Origin of the sequence: Mycobacterium spongiae (assembly GCF_018278905.1) — a bacterium.
Lineage (GTDB): Bacteria > Actinomycetota > Actinomycetes > Mycobacteriales > Mycobacteriaceae > Mycobacterium > Mycobacterium spongiae.
This window is the reverse complement of record NZ_CP046600.1, coordinates 2,235,379-2,248,364: the sequence shown is the minus strand read 5'-3', so window position 1 is coordinate 2,248,364 and position 12,986 is coordinate 2,235,379. Positions and strand designations below refer to the sequence as shown.

The window sequence follows — 12,986 nt, the reverse complement described above, 5'->3', positions numbered from 1 at the left end:
TGGTAGCCCATGCCCTTCGTGGGTCACACGTCGAAGAAACCTGACTGGTTATTGCCGGTGTTGAAGCCCCCGGAGCTGTCGTCGCCCGAGTTCGCCACACCTGAGGTGTTTGTGCCAGTGTTTGCCACGCCCGAGCTGAGCATGCCCGTGTTCTGGAAGCCAGAGCTAAACAGGCCCGTGTTCTGGAAGCCAGAGCTAAACAGGCCCGTGTTCTGGAAGCCCGAGCTCTGGTTGCTCAAGTTTCCGAAGCCGGAGCCAAAGTTGCCTGAGTTGTTGAAGCCCGAGTTACCCGTGCCGGTGTTGCCAAAGCCCGAGTTCGGGCCAACTTGGGTGACCGAGCTCCCGAAGCCGGTATTCAGGTCGCCCGAGTTCCAGCCGCCCGTGTTGGTGGCACCCGAGTTACCCCACCCCGTGTTGGTGTCGCCCGCGTTTCCGAAGCCTGTGTTGGTGTCGCCCGTGTTTCCGAATCCTGTGTTTAGGTTGCCCGTGTTTCCGAATCCTGTGTTTAGGCCGCCCCCGTTTCCGAATCCGGTGTTGTTGGAGCCCGCGTTTCCGAATCCGGTGTTGTTGAAGCCCGCGTTTCCGAATCCGGTGTTAAGGTTACCCTGGTTCCAGAAGCCCGTGTTGGTGTCACCGCTGTTTTCGAAGCCGAAATTGCCATTACCTGAGTTAAAGAAGCCGATGTTGTTGTTACCGGAGTTGAAGAAGCCGATGTTGTTGTTGCCGGAGTTGCCGAAGCCGATGTTTCCGACGCCCGAGTTCAGCGCGCCGATGCCGATCTGATTATTGCCGGTGAGCCCAAACCCGATGTTGTTGTTGCCATTATTCCCAAAGCCCAGGTTGTTGTTGCCGAAGTTCCCGAAACCGACATTGGACAAGCCGAGGTTTCCGCCACCCACGTTAAAGTCACCGGCGTTGCCGCTACCGATGTTGGTGCCGCCGAAGTTCCCGCTGCCGAAGTTACCGTTGCCGTTATTCCCGAAACCGAAGTTTCCAGCGCCGTCGTTTCCGAAGCCGAAGCTTCCAAAGCCGTCGTTTCCGAAGCCGAAGTGGCGATTGCCGATGTTTCCGCCACCGAAGTTGAACAATCCGTCGTTTCCGATGCCCAGGTTGGCCCTGCCGTTGTTGCCGCTGCCCAGGTTGGCGTTGCCGGAGTTTCCGTCGCCGAAGTTCCACGAGCCGGTGTTGCCGCTACCCAGGTTGAGGTCACCGATGTTGCCGATGCCCAGGTTCCACGCCCCGATGTTCCCCAAGCCGGTGTTGACCGGCGGCAGGCCCGGTAGGGGAATCGCCGGCACAGCCGGCAGGCCGGCCACAGCCGCAAACGCCAGCGCGGAGATGCCGAAGAAACCCGACTGGTTATTAGCGGGGTTGAACCCCCCCGAGCTACCGTCACCCGAGTTCGCAATACCCGAGCTGGTGATGCCCGCATTGGCCACACCCGAGCTGAACAGGCCCGAGTTGAAGAAACCCGAGTTCAGGATCCCACCCGTGTTCTGGAAGCCGGAGTTGAAGTTGCCGGTGTTCTGGAAACCGGAGCTATCGTCGCTCGGGTTCAGCAAGCCCGAACTACCCACGCCCGAGTTATTGAAGCCCGAGTTGCCGGTGCCGGTGTTGCCAAAGCCCGAGTTCGGACCAACTTGGTTGGTCGCGCTGCCGATGCCGGTATTCAGGTCACCCGCGTTGAAGCCGCCCGTGTTGGTGTCACCCGAGTTGCCCCAGCCCGTATTGATCTCGCCCGAGTTTCCGAAGCCGGTGTTCGTGGAGCCCGAGTTTCCGACGCCGGTGTTTTGCAAGCCCGCGTTGCCGAAGCCCGTGTTTTGGTTGCCCGAGTTCCCGAAACCGGTGTTTTGGAAGCCCGAGTTCCCGAAGCCGGTGTTGTCGTTGCCCGCGTTGCCGAAGCCCGTGTTGATATCGCCCGAGTTCCAGAAGCCCGTGTTGGTGTTAGCGGAGTTTCCGAAGCCGAAGTTATTGTCCCCGGAGTTGAAGAAACCAATATTGTTGCTGCCCGAGTTGAAGAAACCGATATTGCTGTTGCCCGAGTTGCCGAAGCCGAAGTTCCCGATACCCGAGTTCAGCCCACCAATACCGATCTGATTGTTGCCCGTGATCCCAAAGCCGATGTTGTTGTTGCCGCTATTCCCAAAGCCCAGGTTGTTGTTGCCGAAGTTCCCAAAGCCCACGTTCGAAGAGCCGTTGTTTCCGCTACCCAAGTTCAAGTTGCCGATATTTCCGCTACCCACGTTGGTGTCGCCGATGTTTCCGCTGCCGAAGTTCCCGCTACCGGAGTTCCCGAAGCCGAAGTTGCCAGACCCGTTGTTTCCGCTGCCCAGGTTGAGATTACCGAAGTTGCCGTCGCCGACGTTGGTGTTGCCGAGGTTTCCGCTACCCAGGTTGAAGAAGCCGAAATTCCCGCTACCCAGGTTGGCCTGACCCATATTTCCGCTACCCAGGTTCGCATTGCCAGTATTCCCCGACCCGATGTTGAAGTCACCGGTGTTTCCACTGCCCAGGTTGTTGTTGCCAATATTGCCGATGCTCAACAAATTCCCCACACCGATATTCCCGATACCCAACGCCGGAATCGACAACGCAGCCGGACCAACCCCAGCAGCCGCCGGCCCCGCCGCCACCGGCGCGACCACCTGCGCCGTCACACTCGCCGCCGCCGCACGAGCCGCCGCCAGCGGAGCCGCCACCACCCCAGACACCCGCGCACCCGCCGCAGCCACCCGCGCCGCAACCGGGCTACCGGCAGCCACATCGGCCACGGGGCCGGCCACCAGACCAGCCACCGAGCTCGGCAACGAGCGCATCACCTGCTGCCACGGGGCCAACTGATCGACCACCGCCGACGCCCCCACGTGATAACCCACCATCGCCGCCACATCCTGCGCCCACAACTCCTCATAGGCGACCTCGGTCGCCGCGATCGCCGGAGCGTTTTGCCCAAACACATTCGACAACACCAGCGACACCAACTGATTACGGTTAGCCGCCACCATCACCGGATGCGCCGTAGCCGCCCGCGCCGCCTCATACACCGCCGCCGCCGCCTTGGCCTGAACCGCCGCGCCCCCCGCCTGCGCCGCCGCCGCCGAAAGCCAACTCACATACGGCGCCGCCGCCGCCGCCATCGCCACCGCCGCCGGACCCTGCCACGACTCCCCCGCCAACCCCGCAGTCAACGACGAAAACGACGCCGCCGCCGACCCCAGCTCAGCAGCCAACCCATCCCAGGCCACCGACGCGGCCAACGTCGGCGCCGACCCCGCACCGGCAAACATCCGCGCCGAATTGATTTCTGGCGGCAAAACCACAAAACTCATCACGCACGTCCCTTCCCGGCCTAGCCGCTAACACCGCCACCCAGGTGGTGTGCCCCGCATCAACCGCACTGGGCAATCGTCGGACAACTCAACCAATCTAGTAGCGAAAACTCAAAGCGCCGCGCCAGCGCAACATCGGAGTTTCCGCCGAATCTTTGCGTCAATCGGGCTCCGCCAATGAAGTCCCCAAAAAGTCAGCCGACACAGCGATCTATACGGCCGGCTAGCCACCATCTCCTGACCACGTCAAGCCCCGGCGAAGCTCGCCCGTGTTCCCGGAGACGTTGTCTATCCAGGATTGGCGCCAAACCGCCGCCAACCGTACCTGCGGTCGATCACACGTCGAAGAAACCCGACTGGTTGTTAGCGGTGTTGAAACCCCCCGAGCTGTCGTCGCCCGAGTTCGCCACACCTGACGTCGTGTTGCCGGCGATCAGGAAACCCGACGTGGTGTTGCCGGAGTTCTGGAAGCCGGAGACCGTGTTGCCGGTGTTCTGGAAGCCGGAAACGGTGTTGCCCGAATTAAAGAAACCCGAGGAACTGTTGCCCAAGTTTCCGAAGCCGGACCCAAAGTCGCCCGAGTTATTGAAACCCGAATGACCGGTGCCGGTGTTGCCGAAGCCCGAGTTCGGACCAACTTGGGTGACCGAGCTCCCGAAGCCGGTATTCAGCCCGCCGGAGTTGAAACCGCCGGTGTTGGTGATGCCCGAGTTGCCCCACCCCGTGTTGTCCTCGCCCGCGTTTCCAAATCCCGTGTTTTGGTCGCCGCCGTTTCCGAACCCCGTGTTCTGGCTGCCTCCGTTCCCAAATCCGGTGTTTTGGCTGCCCGCGTTGCCAAAACCGGTGTTTTGCAAGCCCTGGTTGCCGAATCCCGTGTTTTGCAGGCCCGAGTTACCGAAGCCGGTGTTGCCGTTACCCGCGTTCCAGAAGCCGGTGTTGGTGTTACCGGCGTTTTCGAAGCCGAAGTTGTTGTCCCCGGAGTTGAAGAAGCCGATGTTGTTGCTACCGGAGTTGAAGAATCCGATGTTGTTGTTGCCGGAGTTGCCGAAGCCGATGTTCCCGACGCCCGAGTTCAGCGCGCCGATGCCGATCTGATTATTGCCGGTGAGCCCAAAGCCGATGTTGTTGTTGCCGTTGTTCCCAAAGCCCAGGTTGTTGTCACCGAGGTTCCCAAAGCCCACGTTCGACAACCCGTTGTTTCCGCTACCCACGTTCAATAAGCCGAGATTTCCGCTGCCGAAGTTGGTGTTGCCGATGTTACCGCTGCCGAAGTTCCCGTCGCCGATGTTCGCCAAGCCGAAGTTGCCGTCGCCGGAGTTGCCGAGGCCGAGGTTGAGATTGCCCTCGTTGCCGAAGCCGAGGTTGGTGTTGCCCTGGTTTCCGGCACCGAAGTTGAAGAAGCCCTCATTTCCGAATCCCAGGTTGGCGTTGCCCATCGTGTTCCCGCTGCCCAGGTTGGCGTTGCCGAAGTTTCCGTCGCCCAGGTTCCACGAGCCGGTGTTGCCGCTGCCCAGGTTGAGGTCGCCGATGTTGCCGATGCCCAGGTTCCACGCCCCGATGTTCCCGATGCCGGTGTTGAAGGGCGGCAGGCCCGGTAGGGGAATCGCGGGCGCTGCGGGCAGGCCGGCCACAGCGGCAAGTGCCAGCGCGGAGATGTTGAAGAAACCCGACTGGTCGTTAGCGGTGTTGAAACCCCCCGAACTGTTGTCGCCCAAGTTCGCCAACCCCGACGTGCGGGTCCCGAAGCCGGCGTTGGCGCCCGCGTTAACCAATCCGGTGTTGAAGTTTCCAGCATTGGCCACGCCCACGTTCAAAGCACCGCCCGAGTTACTGATGCCAGCGCTGAGGCCATCACCCGAGTTAAGGAAGCCCGAGCTACCGGCGATGAACAGGCCCGAACTTGTGTTCTGGAAGCCGGAGTTCGTATCGCCCGTGTTGTTGAAGCCCGAGTTACCTGTGCCGGTGTTGCCAAAGCCCGAGTTCGGACCGACCTGGTTGTCCGGGCTGCCGATACCGGTGTTGAGGTCGCCCGCGTTGAAGCCGCCGGTGTTGGTGTCACCCGAATTAGCCCACCCGGTATTGGTATTGCCTGAGTTGGTCCACCCCGTGTTGAGCTCGCCCGAGTTGAAGAAGCCCGTGTTGCCGCCGCCCGCGTTCCCGAAGCCCATGTTGAATGCGCCGCCATTGCCGAAGCCGAAGTTTCCGGGTCCCGCGTTGCTGAACCCAAAATTCCCATCACCCGCGTTGCCGAATCCGGTGTTGATGTCGCCCGAGTTCCAGAAGCCGGTGTTGGTGGCACCGGTATTGGCGAAGCCGAAGTTGTTGTCCCCGGAGTTGAAGAAGCCGATGTTGTTGCTGCCCGAGTTGAAGAAGCCGATGTTGTTGTTACCGGAGTTGCCGAAGCCGAAGTTCCCGACGCCGGAGTTCAGCCCACCAATACCGATCTGGTTGTTGCCGGTGATCCCAAAGCCGATGTTGTTGTTGCCGCTATTCCCGAAGCCCAGATTGTTGTTGCCGAAGTTCCCAAAGCCCACGTTCGAGGCACCGTTGTTTCCGCTACCCAAGTTGAAGTTGCCAAGGTTTCCGTCGCCGAGGTTGCTGGTGCCGAAGTTCCCGCTGCCGACGTTCCCATCGAACCTGTTCCCGAACCCGAAGTTTCCGGATCCGTTGTTTCCGCCGCCCAGGTTGAGATTGCCTAAGTTCCCGCCGCCGACGTTGGTGCTCCCTTGGTTGCCGCTGCCCAGGTTGAAGAAGCCGAAATTCCCGCTACCCAGGTTGGCCTGACCCATATTTCCGCTACCCAGGTTCGCATTACCAGTATTCCCCGACCCGATGTTGAAGTCACCGGTGTTTCCACTGCCCAGGTTGTTGTTGCCAATATTGCCGATGCTCAACAAATTCCCCACACCGATATTCCCGATACCCAACGCCGGAATCGCCAACGCAGCCGGACCAACCCCAGCAGCCGCCGGCCCCGCCGCCACCGGCGTCACCACCTGCGCCGTCACACTCGCCGCCGCCGCACGAGCCGCCGCCAGCGGAGCCGCCACCACCCCGGACACCCGCGCACCCGCCGCAGCCACCCGCGCCGCAACCGGGCTACCCGCGACCACATCAGCCACCCGCCCCGCCGCCGCAACCACCCGCGTCGCGGCCGGACTCACCCCCACCGCCCCACCGGCCACAGGGCCCGCCACCAGACCAGCCACCGAACCCGGCAACGAACGCATCACCTGCTGCCACGGAGCCAACTGATCGACCACCGCCGACGCCCCAACGTGATAACCCACCATCGCCGCCACGTCCTGCGCCCACAACTCCTCATAGGCCACCTCGGTCGCCGCGATCGCCGGAGCGTTTTGCCCAAACAAGTTCGACAACACCAGCGACACCAACTGATTACGGTTAGCCGCCACCATCACCGGATGCGCGGTAGCCGCCCGCGCGGCCTCATACACCGCCGCGGCCGCTTTGGCCTGGACAGCCGCGCCCCCCGCCTGCGCCGCCGCCGCCGAAAGCCAACTCACATACGGCGCCGCCGCCGCCGCCATCGCCACCGCCGCCGGACCCTGCCACGACTCCCCCGCCAACCCCGCAGTCAACGACGAAAACGACGCCGCCGCCGACCCCAGCTCAGCAGCCAACCCATCCCAGGCCACCGACGCGGCCAGCGTCGGAGCCGACCCCGCACCGGCAAACATCCGCGCCGAATTCACCTCTGGCGGCAACACCATAAAGCTCATCGCGTCGATCCCTTCTCCGGCTGCATTCTCCGGCCTAGCCGCCACCGCCGTGGCCGCCCCGGCTGATTACCTACCACGCACGTGGCGGCCGCCCATCCACCAGCGCCATCGCACTCCATCGAGCATCCGACAATTCAAACAGTCTGGCAGCAAACAACATTACGCCATCGCCGGCGCAACATCGGAGGTTTGCGCAAGATCGTTCGGCGACCCCGCGAAGCGACCATCGACCGCACTACCATGCCGCGCCGTCGTCGCCGGCAGAACACCCGAGGAGCACCGACTGCCTGCGCTCAGAGTTGAAACCCGAATGCGCGTAGCCTCTCGGCCGGTCACAAGTTGAAGAAACCCGACTGGTTATTGCCGGTGTTGAACCCCCCCGAGCTGTTGATGCCCGAGTTCGCCACACCTGAAGTCTGGTCGCCCGTATTGGCCAAGCCCGAAGTGAAGTTGCCCACGTTGAAGAAGCCCGATACGAAGGGCCCGCCCATGTTCTGTAGGCCGGAGCTGTTGTTGCCCATGTTCTGGAAGCCGGAGCTACCGTTGCCCGAGTTCAGGAAGCCGGAGCCATTGTTGCCCGAGTTGTTGAAGCCCGAGTGACCGGCGCCGGTGTTGCCGAAGCCCGAGTTCGCGACCGCCTGGTTAACCGCGCTGCCGAAGCCGGTGTTCAGGTTGCCCGAGTTGAAGCCGCCGGTGTTGGTGTCGCCCGAGTTACCCCACCCCGTGTTGTCGGCCCCCGAGTTTCCGAAGCCAGTGTTTTGGAAGCCCGAGTTTCCAAATCCCGTGTTCTGGTTGCCGGAATTTCCGAAACCGGTGTTTTGGAAGCCCGAGTTTCCAAATCCGGTGTTTTGGTCGGCCCCGTTTCCGAATCCGGTGTTGGCGTTGCCCGCGCTTCCGAAGCCAGTGTTTCTGTCGCCCTCGTTCCAGAAGCCGGTGTTGGTGTTACCGGCGTTTTCGAAGCCGAAGTTCCCATCGCCGGAGTTGAAGAAGCCGATGTTGTTGCTACCGGAGTTGAAGAATCCGATGTTGTTGTTGCCGGAGTTGCCAAAACCGATGTTTCCGACACCCGAGTTCAGCGCGCCAATACCGATCTGGTTGTTGCCGGTGAGCCCAAAGCCGATGTTGTTGTTGCCGTTGTTCCCAAAGCCCAGATTGTTGTCACCGAGGTTCCCAAAGCCCACGTTCGACAACCCGTTGTTGCCGCTACCCACGTTGAAATTGCCGAGATTTCCGCTGCCGAAGTTGGTGCTGCCACTGTTCCCGCTGCCGAAGTTTCCGGTGCCCTGGTTTCCGAGACCGAAGTTTCCGTCGTTGCGGTTCCCGAAGCCGAAGTTGAGATCGCCGTCATTTCCGAAGCCGAAGTTCGTGTTGCCGGCGTTTCCGCCACCGAAGTTGAACAATCCGTCGTTTCCGATGCCCAGGTTCGCGTTGCCGTCGTTGCCGCTGCCCAGGTTGGCGTTCCCCAGATTCCCGTCGCCGAAGTTCCACGAGCCGGTGTTGCCGCTGCCCAGGTTGAGGTCGCCGATGTTGCCGATGCCCAGGTTCCACGCGCCGATGTTCCCGAAGCCGGTGTTGATGGGCGGGAGGCCCGGTAGGGGAATCGCGGGCACGGCCGGCAGGCCGGCCACAGCCGCAAACGCCAGCGCGGAGATGCCGAAGAAACCCGACTGGTTATTGGCGGTGTTGAACCCCCCCGAGCTACCGTCACCCGAGTTCGCAATACCCGAGCTGGTGATGCCCGCATTGGCCACTCCCGAGCTGAACAGGCCCGAGTTGAAGAAACCCGAGTTCAGGATCCCACCCGTGTTCTGGAAGCCGGAGTTGAAGTTGCCGGTGTTCTGGAATCCGGAGCTATCGTCGCTCGGGTTCAGCAAGCCCGAACTACCCACGCCCGAGTTATTGAAGCCCGAGTTGCCGGTGCCGGTGTTGCCAAAGCCCGAGTTCGGACCAACTTGGTTGGTCGCGCTGCCGATGCCGGTATTCAGGTCACCCGCGTTGAAGCCGCCCGTGTTGGTGTCACCCGAGTTGCCCCAGCCCGTATTGATCTCGCCCGAGTTTCCGAAGCCGGTGTTCGTGGAGCCCGAGTTTCCGACGCCGGTGTTTTGCAAGCCCGCGTTGCCGAAGCCCGTGTTTTGGTTGCCCGAGTTCCCGAAACCGGTGTTTTGGAAGCCCGAGTTCCCGAAGCCGGTGTTGTCGTTGCCCGCGTTGCCGAAGCCCGTGTTGATATCGCCCGAGTTCCAGAAGCCCGTGTTGGTGTTAGCGGAGTTTCCGAAGCCGAAGTTATTGTCCCCGGAGTTGAAGAAACCAATATTGTTGCTGCCCGAGTTGAAGAAACCGATGTTGTTGTTACCGGAGTTGCCGAAGCCGAAGTTCCCGACGCCGGAGTTCAGCCCACCAATACCGATCTGGTTGTTGCCCGTGATCCCGAAGCCGATGTTGTTGTTGCCGGTGTTCCCAAAGCCCAGGTTGTTGTTGCCGAGGTTCCCAAAGCCCACGTTCGAGGCACCGTTGTTTCCGCTACCCAAGTTCAAGTTGCCGATATTTCCGCTGCCCACGTTGGTGTCGCCGATGTTTCCGCTGCCGAAGTTCCCGCTACCGGAGTTCCCGAAGCCGAAGTTGCCAGATCCGTTGTTTCCGCTGCCCAGGTTCAGTGAGCCGAAGTTGCCGTCGCCGAGGTTGGTGTTGCCGAGGTTTCCGCTGCCCAGGTTGAAGAAGCCGAAATTCCCGCTACCCAGGTTGGCCTGACCCTGATTTCCGCTACCCAGGTTCGCATTGCCAGTATTCCCCGACCCGATGTTGAAGTCACCGGTGTTTCCACTGCCCAGGTTGTTGTTGCCAATATTGCCGATGCTCAACAAATTCCCCACACCGATATTCCCGATACCCAACGCCGGAATCGCCAACGCAGCCGGACCAACCCCAGCAGCCGCCGGCCCCGCCGCCACCGGCGTCACCACCTGCGCCGTCACACTCGCCGCCGCCGCACGAGCCGCCGCCAGCGGAGCCGCCACCACCCCGGACACCCGCGCACCCGCCGCAGCCACCCGCGCCGCAACCGGGCTACCCGCGGCCACATCAGCCACCCGCCCCGCCGCCGCAACCACCCGCGTCGCGGCCGGACTCACCCCCACCGCCCCACCGGCCACAGGGCCCGCCACCAGACCAGCCACCGAACCCGGCAACGAACGCATCACCTGCTGCCACGGAGCCAACTGATCGACCACCGCCGACGCCCCAACGTGATAACCCACCATCGCCGCCACGTCCTGCGCCCACAACTCCTCATAGGCCACCTCGGTCGCCGCGATCGCCGGAGCGTTTTGCCCAAACAAGTTCGACAACACCAGCGACACCAACTGATTACGGTTAGCCGCCACCATCACCGGATGCGCGGTAGCCGCCCGCGCGGCCTCATACACCGCCGCGGCCGCTTTGGCCTGGACAGCCGCGCCCCCCGCCTGCGCCGCCGCCGCCGAAAGCCAACTCACATACGGCGCCGCCGCCGCCGCCATCGCCACCGCCGCCGGACCCTGCCACGACTCCCCCGCCAACCCCGCAGTCAACGACGAAAACGACGCCGCCGCCGACCCCAGCTCAGCAGCCAACCCATCCCAGGCCACCGACGCGGCCAGCGTCGGAGCCGACCCCGCACCGGCAAACATCCGCGCCGAATTCACCTCTGGCGGCAACACCATAAAGCTCATCGCGTCGATCCCTTCTCCGGCTGCATTCTCCGGCCTAGCCGCCACCGCCGTGGCCGCCCCGGCTGATTACCTACCACGCACGTGGCGGCCGCGCATCCACCAGCGCCATCGCACCGGCCGCCGCCCTCACCACCGGTATGACCCGATCCACCATGCTGCGCCTCCCGACACCGACACTTCATCGAGCATCCGACAAGTCAAACAGTCTGGCAGCAAACAACTTTATGCCAACCGCCAGCCCAACATCAGACTTTCCGCGAAATCCCATCGGGCAAGGAATCCATACCGATTCTCAGCAGCTGGTTCGGCGTCGTGACGCTATCGTCGGAATCGTCGGACTCGGCGAACATCGCCAGCGCCTGAGCCCAGCTCTACAGAATGTGTGCACGGGCGAGGCTGGCCCGCCACGCGTGCATGCTGAATACTTGGCGCCTGGCCGAGTAGCCGAGCAGACCCGGCTGTCCCACCATCGCGTCCATGACGCAGCTAGTTTGCCGGACGAACTCGGCGCGGCGCGCTCGATCGATTCGCGCTTGGGTCATCACGATGGCCACGGGCTGGTGAGCAGTGGCGGCGGTGATGCTGACACGCGGATAGGGGGTGGACACCGCAGCCATCGATGTCGTCATGATCGCGCGGCCCCGATCAGGCTGGCCCGATCACCTTCGGCCGATGGGGGCGCGGGTGCGCGCGGTGGCAACAGGACGGCGATGACCGCGGCCGCAGCCATGGCGATGCCGGCACAGATCAACGTGCCGATACGCAACCCATCCAGGAACGCGTGCTGCACGACATCGCTGATCGCCGTGACCTGGTCCGGCGGCAGTTGCGCGATCACCTTGTAGGCCCCCGCCACCGACTGACCCATGGTGTCGCGGGCTTGGGCCGGCAGCCCGGCCAGCAGCGGATCCGCGGTGAGCCTACCGGTATATACCGATGCGAACACGCTGCCGATGATCGCGACCCCCAATGTTCCGCCCAGCTCTCGGCTGGTGGAGTTGATCGCCGCGCCAACGCCAGCGGTATCAGTATGTAGCGATCCCATCACCGCCTCCGTTGCCGGAGCGAACGTCAAGCCGAGACCGGCACCCAACAGCAGCATCTGCGCCGCGATTTGGGGGTAAGGCGTGGCAGCGTCGACGGTTGAAGCCCATCCCAGACCCATGGCGAAGATGGCCAGCCCGGCGACGATGACGGTGGTACTGCCGATCATTTCCACGATGCGGGGACCGAGCATGCTAGCCATGGCGATCGATACGGCGACCGGCAGCAACCGCACTCCGGTGGTCAAGGCGCTGTAGTCCTTGATGAACTGGAAGTACTGGGTAATCACGAAGATGAACCCGAACAACGTCACAAAGCTTGCGGTGACCGCCAGAGTGCCGCCGGAGAAGCGCCGGTTGGCAAACACCGATAGATCGAGCATCGGATAACGCCGCTGCCGCTCCCACAGCGCGAACCCGGCCAGCACCATCGCGGCCGCTGTGAGCCCTCCTAGCGTCCGGATGTTGGTCCAGCCCCAGCCCGGGGCCTCGATGACGGTGTAGACGAGTGCTGTTATGCCCGCGATGGAAAGGATGAGGCCGCCGACGTCGATGGGCGGTGCGGCGGGGTCACGCGACGTCGGCACAAACAGCCATGCACCGACGATGGCGACCGCGGCGATGGGCACGTTGACTAGGAAGATGGAGCCCCAGGCAAAGTTCGCCAACAGCCAGCCGCCGCTGATTGGTCCGACGGCCACCCCGATTCCGGTCATCGCCGCCCATCCGCCAATCGCCTTGGCCCGCGCGACCGGCTCGGTGAAGATGTTGCTGATCAAACTCAGCGTGGTGGGGAATATGACAGCGGCACCGACCCCCATGCCCGCACGCGCCGCGATCAAAGCATCGGCCGATGAGGCACGGGCCGCCACGACAGACGCAACGGCGAACACGACGACGCCGGCGATGAGCCAGCCGCGCCGTCCGTATCGGTCGGCCAGGCTGCCCGCCGAGAGCAGCAGCCCTGATAGAACCAGCGTGTAGGCGTCCACGATCCATTGCAGCTGCGCGTTGTCGGCGTCGAGGTCCCGCGACAGGGTGGGCAAAGCGACGTTAACGATCGTGGCGTCGACGCTGATGACGAACACGCTGAGACAGACCACCGCAAGCGCAACGGAACGGTTGTGAAGCACCTGGTGGCGCAAGATATTGTGCATGGTGCGCATC

General features: G+C 62.9%; 5 protein-coding genes and 4 pseudogenes. All 9 read right to left on the bottom strand.

Annotated elements, in window-relative coordinates; all coding sequences use genetic code 11:
- Positions 1–23 precede the first annotated feature (23 nt).
- The 9 genes and pseudogenes from F6B93_RS23730 to F6B93_RS09245 all read right to left on the bottom strand — a co-directional run bounded on the left by F6B93_RS23730 (position 24) and on the right by F6B93_RS09245 (position 12,976).
- Positions 24–2,657, bottom strand: coding sequence for a beta strand repeat-containing protein (locus F6B93_RS23730; protein WP_425518536.1), 2,634 nt, complete (start codon positions 2,655–2,657; stop codon positions 24–26).
- 132 nt (positions 2,658–2,789) lie between these two features.
- Positions 2,790–3,329 (bottom strand): annotated as a pseudogene (locus F6B93_RS23725) (PPE family protein); the annotation flags it as partial.
- Positions 3,330–3,664: 335 nt separating this feature from the next.
- Positions 3,665–4,984: a beta strand repeat-containing protein gene (locus F6B93_RS23720; RefSeq protein ID WP_425518535.1), complete on the bottom strand. Its 1,320-nt coding sequence runs from the start codon at positions 4,982–4,984 to the stop codon at positions 3,665–3,667.
- A gap of 357 nt (positions 4,985–5,341) precedes the next feature.
- Positions 5,342–6,559: pseudogene (locus tag F6B93_RS23715) on the bottom strand (beta strand repeat-containing protein); the annotation flags it as partial.
- Positions 6,533–7,072 (bottom strand): annotated as a pseudogene (locus F6B93_RS23710) (PPE family protein); the annotation flags it as partial. The pseudogenes F6B93_RS23715 and F6B93_RS23710, both read right to left, overlap by 27 nt.
- Before the next feature lie 332 nt (positions 7,073–7,404).
- Positions 7,405–10,263, bottom strand: a complete 2,859-nt coding sequence (locus F6B93_RS09255) for a beta strand repeat-containing protein (protein WP_425518534.1) — start codon at positions 10,261–10,263, stop codon at positions 7,405–7,407.
- Positions 10,249–10,776 (bottom strand): annotated as a pseudogene (locus tag F6B93_RS23705) (PPE family protein); the annotation flags it as partial. The gene F6B93_RS09255 and the pseudogene F6B93_RS23705, both read right to left, overlap by 15 nt.
- Before the next feature lie 371 nt (positions 10,777–11,147).
- Positions 11,148–11,405: a hypothetical protein gene (locus F6B93_RS09250; RefSeq protein WP_211698829.1), complete on the bottom strand. Its 258-nt coding sequence runs from the start codon at positions 11,403–11,405 to the stop codon at positions 11,148–11,150.
- Complete coding sequence (locus F6B93_RS09245; RefSeq protein ID WP_211698828.1) at positions 11,402–12,976, bottom strand: DHA2 family efflux MFS transporter permease subunit; 1,575 nt, start codon at positions 12,974–12,976, stop codon at positions 11,402–11,404. The genes F6B93_RS09250 and F6B93_RS09245 overlap by 4 nt, the downstream gene beginning before the upstream one ends.
- Positions 12,977–12,986 lie beyond the last annotated feature (10 nt).